Annotated in this window: 17 protein-coding genes; 12 read left to right on the top strand and 5 right to left on the bottom strand. The window is 30.7% G+C overall.

Annotation, left to right across the window (positions count from 1 at the left end; translation table 11 throughout):
* The first annotated feature begins 43 nt into the window (after positions 1-43).
* The 9 genes from FVE77_RS09620 (at position 44) to FVE77_RS09580 (ending at position 9900) form a co-directional block, all read left to right on the top strand.
* Positions 44-361: a PTS lactose/cellobiose transporter subunit IIA gene (locus FVE77_RS09620; protein ID WP_021744668.1), complete on the top strand. Its 318-nt coding sequence runs from the start codon at positions 44-46 to the stop codon at positions 359-361.
* Positions 362-2050 carry a lactose-specific PTS transporter subunit EIIC gene (locus FVE77_RS09615; RefSeq protein WP_026746916.1) on the top strand — a complete coding sequence of 563 codons (1689 nt, stop codon included), beginning with the start codon at positions 362-364 and terminating at the stop codon, positions 2048-2050. It begins immediately after the preceding gene.
* A 33-nt stretch (positions 2051-2083) separates the two neighbouring features.
* Entirely contained in the window at positions 2084-3487 is a 1404-nt protein-coding gene (gene lacG, locus FVE77_RS09610) for a 6-phospho-beta-galactosidase (RefSeq protein WP_026746917.1), read from the top strand.
* Between the two features lie 297 nt (positions 3488-3784).
* On the top strand, positions 3785-4252 hold the full coding sequence (locus tag FVE77_RS09605) for a CopY/TcrY family copper transport repressor (protein ID WP_026746918.1): 468 nt from the start codon (positions 3785-3787) through the stop codon (positions 4250-4252).
* Positions 4253-4430: 178 nt separating this feature from the next.
* The gene (locus FVE77_RS09600; RefSeq protein ID WP_081690347.1) at positions 4431-5336 is read left to right on the top strand and encodes an Imm49 family immunity protein; all 906 of its coding nucleotides are present in this window, start codon (positions 4431-4433) and stop codon (positions 5334-5336) included.
* 14 nt (positions 5337-5350) lie between these two features.
* Positions 5351-5920: a hypothetical protein gene (locus FVE77_RS09595; RefSeq protein ID WP_026746919.1), complete on the top strand. Its 570-nt coding sequence runs from the start codon at positions 5351-5353 to the stop codon at positions 5918-5920.
* A gap of 31 nt (positions 5921-5951) precedes the next feature.
* On the top strand, positions 5952-8180 hold the full coding sequence (locus FVE77_RS09590; protein ID WP_051254524.1) for a heavy metal translocating P-type ATPase: 2229 nt from the start codon (positions 5952-5954) through the stop codon (positions 8178-8180).
* Positions 8181-8247: 67 nt separating this feature from the next.
* Complete coding sequence (locus FVE77_RS09585; protein ID WP_197735411.1) at positions 8248-8385, top strand: hypothetical protein; 138 nt, start codon at positions 8248-8250, stop codon at positions 8383-8385.
* 531 nt (positions 8386-8916) lie between these two features.
* On the top strand, positions 8917-9900 hold the full coding sequence (locus FVE77_RS09580; protein WP_051254525.1) for an FAD-dependent oxidoreductase: 984 nt from the start codon (positions 8917-8919) through the stop codon (positions 9898-9900).
* Between the two features lie 170 nt (positions 9901-10070).
* On the opposite strand, the gene FVE77_RS09575 is transcribed toward FVE77_RS09580, so the two are convergent.
* The 5 genes from FVE77_RS09575 to adhP form a co-directional block, all read right to left on the bottom strand.
* Positions 10071-10601: a hypothetical protein gene (locus FVE77_RS09575; protein ID WP_006803375.1), complete on the bottom strand. Its 531-nt coding sequence runs from the start codon at positions 10599-10601 to the stop codon at positions 10071-10073.
* A 75-nt stretch (positions 10602-10676) separates the two neighbouring features.
* Complete coding sequence (gene mgtE, locus FVE77_RS09570; RefSeq protein WP_026746920.1) at positions 10677-12023, bottom strand: magnesium transporter; 1347 nt, start codon at positions 12021-12023, stop codon at positions 10677-10679.
* A 10-nt stretch (positions 12024-12033) separates the two neighbouring features.
* Positions 12034-13380, bottom strand: a complete 1347-nt coding sequence (gene mgtE / locus FVE77_RS09565; protein ID WP_026746921.1) for a magnesium transporter — start codon at positions 13378-13380, stop codon at positions 12034-12036.
* A gap of 330 nt (positions 13381-13710) precedes the next feature.
* Positions 13711-14214 carry a flavin reductase gene (locus FVE77_RS09560; RefSeq protein WP_026746922.1) on the bottom strand — a complete coding sequence of 168 codons (504 nt, stop codon included), beginning with the start codon at positions 14212-14214 and terminating at the stop codon, positions 13711-13713.
* 311 nt (positions 14215-14525) lie between these two features.
* A complete protein-coding gene (gene adhP / locus FVE77_RS09555; RefSeq protein ID WP_026746923.1) occupies positions 14526-15566 on the bottom strand; it encodes an alcohol dehydrogenase AdhP in 1041 nt (346 codons plus the stop codon).
* A 399-nt stretch (positions 15567-15965) separates the two neighbouring features.
* Here adhP and FVE77_RS09550 point away from each other — a divergent pair, with 399 nt between their 5' ends.
* The 3 genes from FVE77_RS09550 to FVE77_RS09540 all read left to right on the top strand — a co-directional run bounded on the left by FVE77_RS09550 (position 15966) and on the right by FVE77_RS09540 (position 18689).
* Positions 15966-16427 carry a YhcH/YjgK/YiaL family protein gene (locus tag FVE77_RS09550; protein WP_026746924.1) on the top strand — a complete coding sequence of 154 codons (462 nt, stop codon included), beginning with the start codon at positions 15966-15968 and terminating at the stop codon, positions 16425-16427.
* Positions 16428-16676: 249 nt separating this feature from the next.
* Positions 16677-17699, top strand: coding sequence for a hypothetical protein (locus FVE77_RS09545; RefSeq protein ID WP_026746925.1), 1023 nt, complete (start codon positions 16677-16679; stop codon positions 17697-17699).
* A 36-nt stretch (positions 17700-17735) separates the two neighbouring features.
* Positions 17736-18689 (top strand): NAD(P)-dependent oxidoreductase, encoded by a 954-nt coding sequence (locus tag FVE77_RS09540; protein WP_026746926.1) that lies wholly within the window; start codon positions 17736-17738, stop codon positions 18687-18689.
* Positions 18690-18714 lie beyond the last annotated feature (25 nt).

The raw sequence follows: 18714 nt of genomic DNA, 5'->3' as shown, positions 1-18714 counted from the left end.
TGATTAGAAAAATTAAAAATATTATTTCAAAAGGGAGAAAATTATGACTAAAGAAGATGTTACAATGGTTGGATTTGAAATAGTGGCTTATGCAGGAGATGCAAGATCTAAATTGATGACAGCATTAAATAAAGCACAAAATGGAGAGTTTGAGGAAGCAGAAAATTTAGTAAAAGAAGCTGAGGAATGTTTGGTTGGTGCTCATAATTCACAAACAGATATTTTAGGTAAAGAAGCAGCTGGAGAAAATTTGGAAATGAGTTTTATTATGGTTCATGGACAGGATCATTTAATGACAACAATATTATTGAAAGAATTAATGAAACATTTGATAGAATTATATAAAAGAGGAGCAAAGTAAATGAAAAAACTGATTGAATTTATAGAAAAAGGAAAGCCTTTTTTTGAAAAATTATCTCGGAATATATATTTAAGAGCAATTCGTGATGGTTTTATAGCTGGTATGCCAGTTATACTATTTTCTAGTATTTTTATCTTAATTGCTTATGTACCAAATGCTTTTGGATTTTTTTGGCCAAAAAATATAGAGGCTTTATTAATGAAACCATACGGTTATTCTATGGGAATCTTAGCATTTTTAGTAGCAGGAACAACAGCTAAATCATTAACAGATTCTGTAAATCGTTCTATGCCGGCAACTAATCAAATTAATTATCTTTCTACACTTTTAGCTTCAATGGTTGGACTGCTATTATTAGCGGCAGATCCAATTGAAGGTGGCATTTCAACTGGATTCTTGGGTACAAAAGGACTTTTAACTGCATTTTTAGCAGCATTTATAATTGTAACAATTTATAAATTCTGTGTAAAAAATGAAGTAACGATAAAAATGCCGTCAGAAGTTCCACCTAATATTTCACAAGTTTTTAAAGATGTAATACCATTTACTTTATCAATAGTATTACTTTATGTTCTTGAGATTTTTGTACGTCACTTTATCGGAACAGGAGTTGCAGAAGCAGTAGGTAAACTTTTTGGACCGTTATTTTCAGCAGCAGATGGATATGTAGGAATTACTCTTATATTTGGAGCTTATGCTTTCTTCTGGTTTGTTGGAATTCACGGGCCTTCAATTGTAGAGCCAGCTATTGCAGTTGTTACTTATGCTAATATAGATGCAAATCTAAACCTTATGAGAGCTGGACATCATGCAGATAAAATTTTGACTTCGGGAACACAAATGTTTATAGTTACAATGGGAGGAACTGGAGCTACTTTAATTGTGCCATTTATGTTTATGTGGCTTTGTAAATCTAAGAGAAATAAGGCTATTGGACGTGCTTCTGCTGTACCCACATTCTTTGGTGTAAATGAGCCAATTCTATTTGGTGCTCCAATTGTATTAAATCCTGTATTCTTTATACCATTTATATTTGCACCAATAGTAAATGTCTGGATTTTTAAAATATTTATAGATGTACTTGGAATGAACAGTTTTACTGCTAATCTTCCATGGACAACTCCAGGTCCATTGGGTATAATATTAGGGACAAATCTTCAAATACTATCGTTTGTTTTAGCAGCGCTTTTAATCGTTGTAGACTTTATTATCTATTATCCATTTGTAAAAGTATACGATAAGCAGATTCTTGAGGAAGAACGTTTAGGAAAAACAAACGATGAATTAAAAGAAAAAGTTGCTGCAAATTTCAACACTAAAAAAGCAGATAACATTCTTGAAAAAGCCGGTGTTGTTCAAAATAATATAACAAAAGAAACAAATGTACTTGTATTATGTGCTGGTGGAGGGACAAGCGGACTTTTAGCAAATGCTTTAAATAAGGCGGCAAAAGAACATAATGTTCCAGTTAAAGCTGCAGCAGGTGGATATGGTGCACACCGTGAAATACTTCCTGAATTTGATTTAGTTATTCTTGCACCGCAAGTTGCATCAAATTTTGAAGATATGAAGGCAGAAACTGATAAGTTAGGAATTAAATTAGCAAAAACCGAAGGGGCTCAATATATTAGTTTGACTCGTGACGGTAAAGGTGCATTAGATTTTGTACAAGCGCAATTTGAAGATTAATTAATATATTTTAATACTAAGAGAGGTTTAATTATGTCAAAAAAATTACCAGAAGATTTTATTTTCGGTGGAGCGACAGCAGCATATCAAGCTGAAGGCGCAACAAAAACAGATGGTAAAGGCCGTGTAGCCTGGGATACTTTTTTAGAAGAAAATTACTGGTATACAGCTGAGCCGGCAAGTGATTTTTACAATCAATATCCAGTAGATTTGAAACTTTGCGAAGAGTTCGGTATAAATGGAATAAGAATTTCAATTGCATGGTCAAGAATTTTTCCTGAAGGTTATGGCAAAGTGAACCACAAAGGAGTGGAATTTTATCATAAATTGTTTGCCGAATGTAAAAAAAGAAAGGTTGAACCATTTGTAACGCTTCATCATTTTGATACGCCAGAAGTTTTACATTCAAATGGAGATTTCTTAAATCGTGAAAATATAGAACATTTTGTAGATTATGCTAAATTCTGTTTTGAAGAATTTACTGAAGTAAATTATTGGACAACATTTAATGAAATTGGACCTATTGGCGACGGACAATATTTGGTTGGAAAATTTCCGCCAGGAATAAAATATGATTTTGAAAAATTGTTTCAGTCACATCATAATATGGTTTTGGCACATGCAAAAGCAGTAAATTTATTCAAGCAAAACAGATACAATGGAGAAATAGGAATGGTTTGTGCGTTGCCAACGAAATATCCTTATAATCCAAGTAATCCTAAAGATGTAAAAGCGGCAGAACTGGACGATATCATTCATAATAAATTTATTTTAGATGCAACTTTTAAAGGTGAATATTCAAAAGAAACAATGGATGGTGTAAATCATATTTTGCAAGTTAATGGCGGAAAATTAGATTTAAGGGCAGAAGATTTTGAAGAATTGAAAGCTGCAAAAGATTTGAATGATTTTTTAGGAATAAATTATTATATGAGCGACTGGATGGCTGAATACGATGGCGAAACTGAAATTATCCACAATGCAACAGGAAATAAAGGAAGTTCCAAATATCAGATAAAAGGGGTGGGGCAAAGAAAAGCCAATGAAAGCATCCCAAGAACTGACTGGGACTGGATAATTTATCCGCAAGGTCTTTATGATCAAATCTCAAGAGTTAAAAGAGATTATCCAAATTACAAAAAAATCTATATTACTGAAAATGGTTTAGGCTATAAAGATGTATTTGAAGACAATACAGTGTATGACGATGCAAGAATAGATTACATAAGACAACATTTGGAAGTAATTTCAGATGCAATAAAAGATGGAGCAAACGTAAAAGGCTACTTCCTCTGGTCACTAATGGACGTTTTCTCATGGTCAAACGGTTATGAAAAACGTTACGGACTATTTTACGTAGACTTTGAAACGCAAAAACGTTATCCAAAGAAAAGTGCTTATTGGTACAAAAAAGTCGCAGAAACAAAAGAAGTCTAAAAAATTTATATATTTGAATTTTTTCGTGTGAGAGTGTAAAAGCTCTCACATTTTAATTTATTTTTTGGGTGGTGAAACCCGTAAAATTATTATAACAAAAAAGACTAGAAAAATCTAGCCCAATTTGTTCACCATTTAATTAACTATAAGGATACTCCCTCTTAGGAGTTATTTACATAGGTATTATAACACAAAATTATTTAAAAAACAACAAAAAAACTTGACAAAAAACGATTACTATTGTAAACTATATAATGTAAAAAGATTACAAACGTAAACATTAAAGGAGGTAAGAATGTGAAAGAAAATTGCAGAATCGATAAAAAACAGCATATAACCGATGCAGAATGGGAAGTAATGCGTGTTGTGTGGGCAAATAGCGAAGTTACGAGCAAGTTTGTGGCAGAGGTGCTTTGTGAGAAAATGAACTGGAAACAGGCTACAATAAAGACGTTGTTGAATCGGCTGCTGGAAAAGAATATTTTGAAAAAGAGGGAAATTGGGAACAAGTATATTTATTTGACGGATTTTACAGAAAAAGAAGTTGCTAACAGTTATATATTAGGAACTTTTGATAAAATTTGTAAAACGAAAGTTGGAGAAATGATAGGGAAAGTTATTGAGAACAGTGAACTGAGTTTTGACGACTTGGATTTGATTTTAAAGGCTGTAGAGGAAAGGAGGAAAACGGCTGTGGAAGAAGTTTTGTGTGATTGTGTTGAAGGGCAGTGTAATTGCGAACATAGTGGACATAAGCATATTTAAGATATAGTGTACTAAATGAAATCACAAGAGTAATTTGTTATTTTAGTAATAGACTTGTTAGGAAAACTGTAAGTGTTAATAAAGTAAGGTATTATGAAGTAAGGAGTTTTAACTCCTTCTCAAAATAAAAAGAAGAACATATTTAGTAAGTATAAAATTTGATAACTGGAGGTATAGAATGAATATTCTAGCGGGAAAAACTAAATACGAATTCGGTGTGAATAGAATTTTGAATGAAACAAGTAACCAATTAGATTTTGAATCAATAAACAAAAGACTTAATTATATTGAAAATAAAAAAGGAAATCAGCTAAGTTGTATGAGAAATATAGGTTTCTCATATTTACAACTATCTTCAAAAAAATTATTTGTAGAAAAGGATATAAAAACTTGTAGATATTATTGCTATATAATTGCTAAATTGGAATTTTTATCAAAAGCATTAGATGAGAAGGTATTTTTGGATAATTCAGATTTATTTTATATGCTGATGTCAAATAATCCTGATTTTATAGTGTTTTTAAAAAATAATATAGAGGAAATACAACCTAACGATTATAATTCAGAAAAAGATATTTATAGAAATTTAACTAACACATATGGAGATTTTTTTATAACAAGGACAACTTTATTAGCAATGATTGGTGATTTTGAAGAAGTGAAAAAGCGATGTTCAGTATATTTGAAAAAATCTAAAAATTTTAGAGATAGTTATTATAGATACCGTGTTTATGGAATGGAATTTTTGAAGGCTTTAGCATTAAAGGATATTGAAAAAATGAAAGAAACGATAGATATGATGATGATGCCTAAAATAGCAAAGGCATTGGTTAAAGATCGTATTACTAACTATAGTTTTTATTTACATATTTATGTTATAATATATGCAAAAATAGCATTGCTTCATGGATTTGATTTAGGTATAGACAATGAAGTTGCCCCTAAAGAAATAATTGATAATACTCCATTAGAAAGTTATGAAGATCCATACGATTTTATGAAAAAATTTGATTTAAAAACAATAACTCGAAAAGAATGGAGAGAATGGACAGAAAGTTATTCAACATTTAGACCAATTGATTAAGAGGTGATAAGATTATGTCAGAGATAATAGACTTTTACACAAGAATTAAATATAAAAAAGATAATATGATAAAAGAAGATGATATACTGGATGATTTGGATATCTATGATGCTATACTAGAACTTGAATATGATACAATTGTTTATTATGATGAAAAACTTCTAACATTACAGGGACGTGCCAATTGGAGTTATGCAAGAACTTTTTCTCCAAGTCAGGAAAGAAATGAACTTCAAGAAGTTGCAAAAAATAAAGGAATAGATAATTTATACTATATTTTTTGCAGTTATTCACTATCAATGGGAATAGTGTATGGGATCATAAATTTTGATATTAATAATAATGCTATTTATGAAAAAATTTTAAAAAAAGAAAACTATGAAGAAGTTTTAGAAAAATTAGTTCCTAGATTAGTTAAAAAATTTCAAGTGCTTAACGAAGAGGAAGAAGAGTATACTGATGACGGTAAAGATCTTGATGATGTTGTAGAAGAAATGAATGATAAAATAAGTAAGTACTGCTATCAAGAATTTATTAAATTTATAAATGAAACAAAGTTAGAGGAATTAGATTTTAATTGTTAATGAATTTTTGAAAAAATGAAAGGAGCATAACATGAAAACAGAAAATTATACAGTAACTGGAATGAGCTGTGCAGCTTGTGCCAATGCTGTGGAAAAGGCACTTAATAAAAATAATGATATTAATGCTTCAGTTAATATTGCAACTGAAAAATTGAATATTGAATATGATGAGAAAAAATATAATTTTGACAAAATTAGGAAAATAGTCGAGTCGGCTGGGTATGGACTGGTTGAGGATATGACAGAAGATAAAAAGGTGGAACTTTATCAAGAGAAAATAAAAAGCTTGAAAAATCGATTAATTTTGGCAATTATTTTTGTTGTTCCACTTTTGTATATTTCGATGGGGCATATGCTTGGGGCAGCACTTCCTGAATTTTTGAATCCTAAGGTAAATCCGCTTAATTTTGCATTGGCACAGTTTGTGCTGACTTTGCCTATTATTTATGCTGGGAGAGATTTTTTTTCACATGGATTTAAAAATTTAGTAAGAAAATCTCCAACAATGGATTCATTAATTGCTATTGGGGCAACAGCGGCGGTACTCTATGGAATTTACGCAACTTTTAGAATTGTAACTGTAGACCCTGAAGCACATATGGATTTATATTATGAGTCGGCTGGTACAATTATTACGTTAATCTTGTTTGGAAAACTGCTGGAGGCAAAAACAAAAGGTCAAACTTCATCGGCAATAAAAAAACTTATCGGACTTCAACCTAAAAAGGCTAAAATTATTGAAAATGGAGCGGAAAAGGAAGTTTTGATTGAAAACTTGAAAGTTGGAGATATTGTTATTGTGAAGCCGGGAGAAAAAATTGCTGTAGATGGAAAAATTGTAGAAGGGGCGACTTCTGTTGATGAGTCAATGTTGACAGGAGAAAGTTTGCCAGTAAGCAAAAAAGTTGGGGATAAGGTTGTTGGAGGAAGTATTAATAAAAATGGAAGTATCAGGTTTGAGGCAACTGAAATTGGTAAAAATACAGTTTTGTCGCAAATTATAAAGCTGGTTGAGGAGGCACAGGGGTCAAAGGCTCCTATTTCTAGAATGGCAGATATTGTGTCGGCGTATTTTGTGCCAATTGTTATTGGGATTGCGATAATTACAGGGATTGCTTGGTTTCTAAGTGGAAGTGGATTGGTTACTGCATTGTCGTTTTTCATCGCTGTACTTGTAATTGCGTGTCCGTGTGCATTGGGACTTGCAACACCTACATCAATAATGGTTGGAACTGGAAAAGGGGCTGAGAACGGTATTCTTATAAAAAGCGGGGAAGCCCTTGAAACAGCACATAAAATCAAAACTGTTGTCTTTGACAAGACTGGTACGATTACGAAAGGAAAGCCTGTACTGACTGATTTGATTGCTTATGGAAATTATAACGAGAAGGAATTGTTAAAAATTGCCGCAAGTGTGGAAAATGATTCAGAACATCCGTTAGCAGAGGCAATTGTAAATGAAGCAAAAGAGAAAAATATTGAAATTAAGCCGTATGAAAAATTTAGGACAATGCCAGGTTACGGTATTCGTGCAACATTTGAAGGCAAGGAAGTTCAAATTGGAAATAGAAAATTGATGGAAAATCGAAAAATCAATGTGGAAATTTCTCAAAAAGATTATGATATTTTGTCGAATGAAGGAAAAACGCCAATGTACATTTCGATTGATAACGAATTGGCGGGACTTGTTGCAGTTGCAGATGTTATCAAGGAAACAAGCAAGGAAGCTATAGAAAAACTGAAAAAAATGGGAATCAAGACAATAATGCTAACTGGAGATAACGAAAAAACTGCCAAATTTATCGCAAAACAAGTGGGAATAGATGATGTAATTTCAGAAGTGCTGCCTTATCAGAAATCTCAAAAAGTAAAGGAACTTCAGGAAAAAGATGAATTTGTTGCAATGGTTGGAGACGGAATTAATGATTCACCAGCACTGGCTCAGGCAAACGTTGGAATTGCGATAGGAAATGGAACGGATGTTGCTATAGAATCAGCTGATATTGTCTTAATTAGAAACGATTTGAGAGATGTTGCGGGTGCAATAGCATTAAGTAAAGCAACAATCACAAATATAAAGGAAAATCTGTTCTGGGCATTCTTTTATAACGTACTGGGAATTCCATTTGCCGCTGGAATATTTTATGCATTTTTCAATGGACCAAAATTGGATCCGATGATAGCGGCTTTTGCAATGTCGTTTAGTTCAGTATCTGTTTTGGGTAATGCTTTGAGATTGAAGTTTTTTAAAGTTAAATAATATTTTAGAAAATAGGTTGAATTTTATTACATATCTATGATATTATCTTCTGTAAGAGGTGAGTAATATGGAAACAAAATTAAAAAATTTAACAAAGAAAGTTGAGAATAAATCAGTAAAAATTGCAGAAGATAAGGAATTGGAAATAATTTCTTCTAAAGTTTTGAAGAAGTATAAAAAAACATTTGAGAAATTGACTAAATGATTCCTGTATAAAAAATATAAAATTTTAATATTGATTTTTTTTTTGAAAAATGATATAATACTTTTGAATAAAAAACAATCTATATGCTTATAGAAAAAATGCGGAAAATCCCTCGTTCTTAATTGAATGGGGGTATTTTTTATGATATAATATTCTGTCGATTAAGCTCCGCAAACTTAAATGACAACAAAGCATATAGATTGGGGGTGGTCAAGATGATTAATCAAGACTGGACTGTTTTATTGGCTATAATCATTCTTTTCTTAATTTTTAGCCATCAAAGATAGTCGGCTTGAATTAATCTCCTCCTACCTTTGCCCACTGGTTATTTATAACTGGTGGGTTTTGTTTTTAATTTTTTAATAGGTAAGAAAATATTGGAAATTGTTGATAAAATAAATATGACATTTATTAAATTAAAAATTTAAATATTGACAATTTTGGAAAATTATATTAAAATAAATTGTAATGATTACAAAATTAAATAAATTATTATAAAATAAATAAAAATTAAATTTGGAGGTATGGAAAATGGATTTTAGCTTGAATCTTGGTGCTTTAGATGAAGGGAAATTAGTAAAAATTGATGAAAATAAGCTTTACGATGTAACTGTAGTTGGTTCTGGGCCTGCGGCTGTCTCTGCAGCAATTTATGCGGCTAGAAAAGGACTTAATGTGGCAATGATTGGAGTGAAGATTGGTGGACAGGTTCTTGATACAAATGAAATTGAGAATATTATCGGAACTGTTTTGACAACTGGAGCTAAATTTGCTGAAACATTGGAAAAACATTTAAAAGAACATGAAATTGCGTTTAAAGAAGGGCATTTGGTAAAAGAGATCAAGGAAGATGGAAAAGATAAGATTTTGGTAACTGATGATGGAAAAAGTTATAAAACAAAAACAGTTATTGTAGCAACTGGGGCAAAACCTAGAAGTCTAAATATTCCTGGAGAAGCTGAGTATGTAGGAAAAGGGGTGCATTACTGCTCAACTTGTGACGGACCTTTTTATAAAGGATTAGATGTGGCTGTAATTGGTGGGGGAAATTCAGGTGTGGAAGCAGCGCTTGATTTATCTGGAATTGCAAAATCAGTTACATTAATCGAATTTATGCCAGAATTAAAGGCAGATAAAGTTCTGCAGGAAAAACTGGCTGAGCAGCCAAATATAAAAACGATTTTAAATTCTGCAACAGTTAGAGTTAATGGAAATGAATTTGTGGAAAGCATTGTTTATAAAAGCAGAGAAACTGATGAAGAAAAAACATTGAATGTAGAAGGCATGTTTGTGGAAATTGGATTGTCGCCAAGAAGCGAAGTTGTAAAAGACTTGGCTGAAACAAATAAAATTGGGGAAATTGTAATTAATCCTGAAAATAATTCAACTTCTGTGGCTGGAATCTTTGCTGCGGGAGATGTTACTAGCATTAGACAAAAACAAATAATTATCGCAATGGGAGAAGGTGCAAAAGCGGCACTAGGAGCATTTGAGTATCTGATTACAAAATATTAATTTAAAAAATAGGAGAAATGAACTGCATCTAAAATCTTGAATACAAGATAAGAGGTGCGGTTTTTTTATGAAAAATTAAAAAAAAAGATTAATGAAATTCCTTATTTTCAAAAAAAAATACTCCAATTAGTTAAAATTAGAGTACTTATAATAATAAGAAAATTCATATTTTAATTAGCAATTCCAAAAGTAATTATTTTAAAAAATTCTTCATTTTCATCACTAATTACCCAGTCTTTACCATTTTTTACATATTTTACATCCAGTGTTTTTTCTAAATATTTTAAATCTTTGCTGTTAAATTTCTCGTTAAAGAATTCTTTTCCAACTTGCATAACTTCTTTTTGTAAATCTTCGTTATTTTTGGGCATAGATTTAGACATTCTTTCAGAGAGCCTAGTTTGAAGTTCACCTATATATGAAGATAAATTAGGAGCTTTTATAGTAACATTTATTGTAGCAATGTTTCCTTTTGACTCGACTTTATTGACTTTGTAAGTTATTTTTTTCATTCCTTCGCCGTATATTTTGCTAAAATTTTCTAAAATAGTACTGACATTTCCTTCTGCTTTTCCAAATTTTGACATATCTCCTGATTGGATTATTTTCATTTTTTCTTCAAAATCCTTTTGAGCAGGATGAGTTCCACAGCTTACTACAAATAAAAGCATGCTTAGTAAAATTAAAATTTTTGCCTTCATAAATTTCTCCTTCAATTTTTTCTACATTATACTATGTTTATATAATTTTATAGACAGTATTTCATTAGATTTATATTATTTAAGGTTCTTTAAAAGCATTGTTGCAAAAGTAAAGTAAATAACAAGTGTTACAGCATCTGAAATTGTTGTTATCAGAGGGGTTGCCATAACGGCTGGATCGGTTTTTACGATTTTAGCTCCAAGTGGCAGCAATGCTCCTACCAGTTTTGAAATTATTATTGTAAATATAAGAGTTAATGAAACAATAAGAGCGATTGTCGGATCGGTTTTTTCCAATGTAATTAATCTTATGAAATTTAAGGCTGATAAGACAATAGAAACCATTATACCGATAAAAAATTCCTTTTTTATAACTTTAAAGGCAGATTTTGGAGAAATTTCTCCAAGTGCCAATGAACGTATTACAACTGTTGATGATTGAGAACCAACATTTCCTCCACTTGACATTAACATTGGAATAAAAGCTGTTAAAATTATGGACTTTGCCAATACTTTTTCATAACCTTGAATAATATTTCCAGAAATTGTATCAGAAATCATAAGTACGGCGAGCCACCCGATTCTTTGTCTTGCCATTGTAAAAATATTTGTCTTTAAATAAGAATCGTCAGTAGGGGAAGTAATCCCTGCCATTTTATGAAAATCTTCCGTAACTTCCTGATCTACGACATCCATTACATCATCTATGGTAATAATACCTAAAATCCTATTTTCATAATCCACAACTGGCATTACAATAAAGTCATATTTTTTAAATAAATCTGCTACAATTTCCTGATCATCGTTTGTATTGACACTTACAAAATTTTTGTTCATAATATCTTCAATTTGGATAGTATCTTTTTTGGCAATTAATTCCTTGAGAGAAAGTACACCTTCCAGTATTCCCTTTTCTCCAGTAACATAGCATGTATAAATATTTTCTTTATCTTTTCCAGTTTTTCTAATTTCTTCAATTGCTTCTGAGACTGTCATATTTTTTTGTAAATCCACATACTCTGTTGTCATAATACTTCCAGCCGAATTATCAGGATATTTTAACAGCTGATTTATCAGATGTCTATCTTTTTTATCAGTGTTTTTCAATATTTTTTTTACAATATTTGACGGCATTTCCTCAATAATATCAACAATATCGTCAAAATATAATTCATCAAAAATTTCACGGGTTTCAATATCTGTTGAAGTATGAATAATCATTTCCTGATGTTCTGAATCCAAATAAGGAAATACATCTGCCGCTTTATCTTTTTTTAACAGTCTAAAAATCATTATTACAAGTTCAGGCGATTTGAACTGATTTAATATATCAGAAATTTCTACTGTGTTTAATTTGTTTAATTCACTTTTTATTTCAAAATATTTTTTTTCTTTTAAAAGAGTTTCAATTAATTCTTTCATTATTCCCTCCTTACTTTATAATATTGCTCAAAAATATAGTTGCAAATTTAAAATAGATAGAAAGAGTCAAAGCATCTAAAATTGTAGTTATTAAAGGCCCTGCCATAATTGCGGGATCCATTTTAAATATTTTTGCAACAATAGGTAAAAATGCACCTATTATTTTGGAAATCATAACTACAAAAATGAGGGTAATTGAAACAGTCAAAGCTACATTTAAAGGAGTTTTTGTCAAAGTTATAAGTCGTAAATAGTTAATTCCCGCTAGAACGACTGCCACAATAAACGAAATAGAAAATTCTTTTTTTAATATTTTAAAAGTGTCTCTTGGATTTACTTCACCTAATGCTAAAGCACGAATAACAATTGTAGAAGATTGAGCTCCAGCATTTCCTCCCGTATCCATTAGCATTGGGATGAATGAAGATAGAATAACTACTGACTGCAATACATCTTCATAACTTTTTATAATTCTTCCTGTAAAAGTTGCAGAAATCATAAGTACAATGAGCCAGCTAATTCTCTGTCTTGCCATCGTAAAAGCACTTGTCTTAAGATATGATTCCTCAACTGGTGAAATTCCCGCCATTTTGTGGAAATCTTCTGTTGCCTCTTGCTCAACAACGTCCATTATATCGTCAATCGTAATTATTCCAAGAAGTCTATTTTCTATATCTGTAACTGGAAGTACAATCAAATTATATTTTTTAATTATTTCAGCAACATTTTCCTGGTCATCATTTGTATGAACACTTACAAAATTACAGTTCATGATATTCCCCACAACTGTATCATCTTCGTTTGTAATTAATTCCTTTAAGGAAATTACTCCTTCTAATTTCCTGTCTTCACTAATTACATAACAAGTATATACATTTTCCATATCTTCCACAGTATCTCTAATTTTGTCAATTGCTTGAGATACTTTCATATCCTTTTTCAAATCCATATATTCTGTTGTCATAATGCTTCCAGCTGAATTATCAGGATATTTTAACAAAAGATTTATTGTATGTCTATCTTTTGCATCAGTATTTTTTAAAATCTTTTTTACTACATTTGATGGCATTTCCTCGATAATATCGACAATATCATCAAAATAAAGTTCATCAAATATATTTTTAGTTTCCACATCAGTCATAGTATTAATAATCATTTCCTGATGCTCTGTATCCAAATATGAAAATACATCTGCCGCCCTATTTTTAGAAAGTAATCTAAAAATCATTATTAATTCAGAAGATTCAAACTGATTTAACAGTTCCGAAACCTCAACAGTATTTAATTCGTTCAAATATTTTCTAATTTCAAAATACTTTTTTTCATCTATAAGTGTTTGAATAGTGTTGTTTTCCACTGTTATCTCCTTCCTTTTATACTTTTTCATTTTATACAATTTCAAAATAAGAAGAATAACAGTAACGAAGATATTCCCCTTATCCATTGCATACATTTGTAAAATCTAAATTCTTCAGTTTCTTACTCGGGACTTCCTCGTTCAAAACATTCACCTCCATAAAATAGAAAATTAGCATAAATTTCTAAAAAAATGAACTTTATGCCCATAAAATTTTATCAGACAAACTAATGATTGTCAATAAATTTCTAAGAAAATTCTTTTAATAAAAAAAGGGACTCAATTTAAGAGTTTCCCTTTAATTGTAATTATTTATGCAGATAATAAAAATCAGTCTTTTACGTATATTTTCTTTACCCTTCCTGTATAAACTATATGAGGCTCTTCCTTTGTGTATAGTTTTTCAGGTATGTTCTTATCTATGAAGTTTTCAGGTTTTATATCATCTATATATAATTTTTCGGCTACAATAACTAATTTTGCTTCTTCAAATGCAGGCACACCATCTAAGAATATTGGATTAAATCCAACTTCTGCGATTTTGTCTACATCTCTTCCTGATTTTAATCCAAGTACATGAAGTTCCTTTTTATAACCATTAAAAAAACTTAAAGAAAAACAATTTTGCTCGTCTACAAATTTTTTAGTATATCTTGTAGGTCTTATATAAACTGAAATAACAGGACCACGCCAAAGGTATCCCATCATTCCCCACGTGACAGTCATTGTATTTATCCCGTTCTCATCTCCCGCCGTGACAAGACTCCAGTCTTTACCTGTACTTGTAAAAGGATTTAAATCAAAATCCTGAATTTTAATCTCATGAAATCCCATTGTGAACACCTCCATAATTTCTCATTTTGTATTAAAATTTTAAATTAAATAGATTTAAATGTAGTATACCATAATAATCTACATATTACAAATATGAACTATTATTTTAGATCTTTATCTTTAAATTTTTCCCTTTTTATAAACTAGTGTTACTAAAAATATATTGTCAATTTTTAACAGTTGAATATTTTTATTTAAGAGTCTCCTATATTTCTTCATCTATAGTAGAAGCTTTTTAAAATAAAAAATGTAACTAACAGTTAAGTTAATTACATTTCTTTGCTTATTTTAGATAAATTTAATTAAACAAATTAATGTTTATGTCCACATCCGCAAGAATGTTTCATATCAATAACCATACGTCCTTGAATTGTTCCTTCTTCCATTTCTTTAAAAATTTCAGGAGCTTCGTGGATATTTCTTGTTTGAACTACTGGCACAACCAATCCTTCTGCTCCAAATTGGAATGCTTCTCTTAAGTCTTCCCTTGTTCCAACAAGCGATCCGATTACTTCGATACCATCTAATACTGTTTTTACGATTGGCAAGTCCATAGTTTCTGATGGAAGTCCAACTGCGACAACTTTTCCAGCTGCCCTTACTGAATCAATAGCTTGGTTAAATGCAACTTTTGATACAGCAGTAACTACAGCAATATGAGCTCCAATTCCACTTAATTCTTTAATTTTTGCAACAGGGTCTTCTTTTTTACCATTTATAATATAGTCAGCACCAACTTCTTTAGCAAGCGCTAATTTGTCATCATTTATGTCAACGGCAATTACATGAGTATTAAATACTTTTTTAGCATATTGAACTGCCAAGTTTCCTAATCCTCCTGCACCGTAAATTACTACCCATTGTCCTGGTTGCGGTTTTCCAACTTTTATTGCTTTATAAGTTGTAACTCCTGCACAAGTAATACTGCTTGCTTGAGCTGGATCCAGTCCTTCTGGAACTTTTACTGCATAATCAGCTGTAACTATACATTGTTCAGCCATTCCTCCATCAGCAGAATATCCTGCGTTTATTACATCTCTACACAAAGTTTCTTGCCCATTGATACAGTATTCGCATCTTCCGCACCCTTCAAAAAACCAAGCAATACTTACTCTATCTCCAGGTTTTAGTGATGTTACACCATCAGCAACTTCTCTTACAATTCCAATTCCTTCATGTCCCAAAACTCTTCCAGGAACTTTTCCAAAATCTCCATGAGCCACATGTAAATCAGTATGGCAAACACCGCAATATTCCACATCAACTAACGCTTCTCCTGCTTTTAGTCCTCTTAATTCTTTTTCTACAACTTCTATTCCAGTTCCTTCTTGATTAACTACTACTGCTTTCATTATACTATTCCTTTCTATTTTAAAAATTCATATTAATATATGTGAATATGTTCACATAATAATATATACCTCATAAATTTAAAAAAGTCAAATATTTTTTAATAATTTTTTTATAATTTGAGATGTTAAAGTAATATATAAAAGAAGAAACACCTAGTAAAAATAATACATCAACATCTCTTAAAAATTAGAAATTATCATTATTATTTGAAATTAAAATTTTAAGTGATAAAATTATATCTATTACCGAAATTATTGATAAAAGAAAAGATAAAAAAATTGAATAAAATTTTTGTTATAATTTCATTTTTTGAATCTTGACAAAAATAGAAAACAAGTTATACTTCTAGTAGTGTAATAGAGAATAGTAGATAAAAGAGAAATATCTTGGAGGTCAAAATGATATATACGAATTTAAAAGATACTTTGCAAAATAAAAATATTGCTAAAAAAGTTCAGGAATGTATTGAATATACAAATAAAAATTTAGAGGAACTAAAAAAACTTGATGGTGGAGCGTATGATATTGAATTAGGCATAAAAATGCATGTAAATACCTACGAAACAGGTACAGCGGAAGATAAAATCATGGAAACTCATCTAAAAAATTTGGATGTGCAAATAATGCTTTGTGGAGAGGAATATGTGGCATTTAACACTTCAAATAATATGAAAGTTGAGAAAACAGAAGAAGAAAAAGATTTAGTTATTTACTCAGGTAATGTTTTATTTAATGTTCTGTTAAAAGAGGGAGACATTTTAATTCTGTATCCAAATGATGTGCATATGCCAGGATTAAAAGTGAAGGAATCAAAGAAAATAAAAAAACTTGTCTTTAAAGTACCATTAAAGGAACTTTAATTTTTTTATTTTTAATTGAAATAATTTTAGTCTTTATTAGACCTGTTTGATAATGATATTAAATTTGAAAATACAATTGAGATAAATATTGTTCTAAAGAGATTGAGACATCTTATTAGAGATAAAAAATATAAAGATGCAGAACAAGTCTATTATTATTTCAAGTTTTGCTTAGATATGTCTAAGTTATTATTAAATTAAAAAAGCTTTTGTTTTAAAGTAATAATTTTTTGGAAAGGAGGGAAAAAAGTGAATGTAAAAAAGGTTTTTTCGGATGAATTACCATCATGCTATGCAGTTAATCGTATTCAAAAAGATGATAAAGATTATTTGCTGGTGGCATCAGAAGTTGAAAATTCTTGTCTTGCTTATGATGTAAATGATAATTTTTCAAAAAAAGTTGTCTGGGATACTGTAGGTGGAACAATGAGCATTATTCAAGTTCCAGGTACGTTGGATTTCTTGGCAACTCAAAAATTTTATCCAGGTTTCAATTCAAAAGAATGTCAAATTGTTTATGGAAAATATAAAGATGAAAAATGGGAAGTCAAAAAAATTGCAGATTTTCCGTATTTGCATAGGTTTGATTTGATAAAACAAAAAGATGGAAAAATATTATTTGTTGGTTGTACGATTGCAAATTCTAAAAAATTTGTCGAAGATTGGTCTGATAAAGGTAAAATTTTTGTTGGCGAATTTGATTTAGGTAGTGCAGAATTAATAAATTTGAAAGAATTGCCGTTAAGATTGTTAAAAAATCATGGATATTATGAAGTTCAAAAAGAAGGATACTCACTTATTACAGCTGTGGAAGGAATTGTGAAATTAACTTATCCTGAGTATTCAGACACAGAAGACTGGAGACTTGATATAATTTTTGGTGAAGAAACGAGTGATGTCGTTCAAGTTGATTTAGATGGCGACTCTCAAAAGGAAAATGTTATAATTCAAGGATTTCATGGAGATACGCTTAGAGTTTTTAATGAAGATTTTTCAAAGGAATTATATAAATATCCAGAACCAACAGAGTTTGGACATGCTATTTGGGGTGGAAAATTATTCGGAAAAAATGTGTTTTTGTATGGTTTTAGAAGTGGAAAAGCTGATTTGTCGCTATTTAGTTATGAAAATGGAAAATTTGTTCAAAATATAATTGAAGAAAAATGTGCGTCAAGTAATGCAATAGCCTTTGAAAAAACTGGAAAAGCATATGTATTTTCGGCAAATAATGGAAATCATAAAGTGACGCTTTATGAGATTTCAGAAATTTAAAATTTTAGTGATAAATAAAAATACAGGAGGTATCAAATGGCAAAAGAAAAAGTATTAGTAACAGGGATTGTACCAAAAGAAGGACTTACAGAATTAATGGAAAAATTTGATGTGACTTATTCAGAAGAACCTTTCACTAGAGAATATGTGCTGGAAAATCTTCATAAATATGATGCACTTTTATTGATGGGGCAAAAAGCGGATAAAGAGCTTATAGAAGCTGGAGAAAATTTAAAATTAATTTCTTTAAATGCGGTAGGGTTTGACCATGTTGATATTGAATTTGCAAAAAGCAAGGGAATTGTAGTTTCAAATTCACCACAGGCAGTGAGAGTTCCTACAGCGGAAATGACTTTTGCACTGTTGCTGGCCGCAGCAAAAAGATTGGCATTTTACGATAAAATCGTAAGAGATGGAAATTGGATCGACCCAAGTGAAAGAAAATATCAAGGATTATCATTGGAAGGAGCAACTTTAGGAGTTTATGGATTTGGAAGAATTGGACAAACAGTTGCAAAATTGGCTCAAAGTTTTGGCATGAAAGTTTTGTATCACGATACTTTTAGACTTGATGAAGAGAAGGAAAAAGAATTAAATGTAAAATATGTTGAGTTTGACGAGTTATTGGCAAATTCTGATGTAATAACAATCCATGCGCCTGGATTACCTGCTACAAAAGGTAAATTTAATAAAGAAGCATTCAAAAAAATGAAAAATAGAAGCTACCTTGTAAATGCCGCTCGTGGACCAATTGTGGTGGAAGCTGATTTGGTGGAAGCACTGAAAACAGGAGAGATTGCTGGAGCAGGGCTTGACGTGTTTGAGTTTGAACCCAAAGTTTCAGAAGAATTGAGAGCCTTAGACAGTGTAATTATGGCGCCTCACGCTGGAACAGGGACTATTGAAGGAAGAATAACTTTGGCAAAAGAAGCGGCTGACAACATTATTGAATTTTTTGCGGGAAATGCAAGAAATGTAGTAAATCCGTAAAAAATTAAAATAAAAATTTTAAGGA

Origin of the sequence: Leptotrichia hofstadii (assembly GCF_007990525.1) — a bacterium.
In the GTDB taxonomy this organism is placed as follows: Bacteria; Fusobacteriota; Fusobacteriia; order Fusobacteriales; family Leptotrichiaceae; genus Leptotrichia; species Leptotrichia hofstadii.
This window is presented reverse-complemented; position numbering and strand designations above follow the sequence as displayed.

Bases quoted from the DNA above. Each gene is read 5' to 3' on its own strand.
- FVE77_RS09620 (WP_021744668.1), top strand. From the start codon at position 44: ATGACTAAAGAAGATGTTACAATGGTTGGATTTGAAATAGTGGCTTAT.
- FVE77_RS09615 (WP_026746916.1), top strand. From the start codon at position 362: ATGAAAAAACTGATTGAATTTATAGAAAAAGGAAAGCCTTTTTTTGAA.
- lacG (WP_026746917.1), top strand. From the start codon at position 2,084: ATGTCAAAAAAATTACCAGAAGATTTTATTTTCGGTGGAGCGACAGCA.
- FVE77_RS09600 (WP_081690347.1), top strand. From the start codon at position 4,431: ATGAATATTCTAGCGGGAAAAACTAAATACGAATTCGGTGTGAATAGA.
- FVE77_RS09595 (WP_026746919.1), top strand. From the start codon at position 5,351: ATGTCAGAGATAATAGACTTTTACACAAGAATTAAATATAAAAAAGAT.
- FVE77_RS09590 (WP_051254524.1), top strand. From the start codon at position 5,952: ATGAAAACAGAAAATTATACAGTAACTGGAATGAGCTGTGCAGCTTGT.
- FVE77_RS09585 (WP_197735411.1), top strand. From the start codon at position 8,248: ATGGAAACAAAATTAAAAAATTTAACAAAGAAAGTTGAGAATAAATCA.
- FVE77_RS09580 (WP_051254525.1), top strand. From the start codon at position 8,917: ATGGATTTTAGCTTGAATCTTGGTGCTTTAGATGAAGGGAAATTAGTA.
- FVE77_RS09575 (WP_006803375.1), bottom strand. From the start codon at position 10,601: ATGAAGGCAAAAATTTTAATTTTACTAAGCATGCTTTTATTTGTAGTA.
- mgtE (WP_026746920.1), bottom strand. From the start codon at position 12,023: ATGAAAGAATTAATTGAAACTCTTTTAAAAGAAAAAAAATATTTTGAA.
- FVE77_RS09560 (WP_026746922.1), bottom strand. From the start codon at position 14,214: ATGGGATTTCATGAGATTAAAATTCAGGATTTTGATTTAAATCCTTTT.
- adhP (WP_026746923.1), bottom strand. From the start codon at position 15,566: ATGAAAGCAGTAGTAGTTAATCAAGAAGGAACTGGAATAGAAGTTGTA.
- FVE77_RS09550 (WP_026746924.1), top strand. From the start codon at position 15,966: ATGATATATACGAATTTAAAAGATACTTTGCAAAATAAAAATATTGCT.
- FVE77_RS09540 (WP_026746926.1), top strand. From the start codon at position 17,736: ATGGCAAAAGAAAAAGTATTAGTAACAGGGATTGTACCAAAAGAAGGA.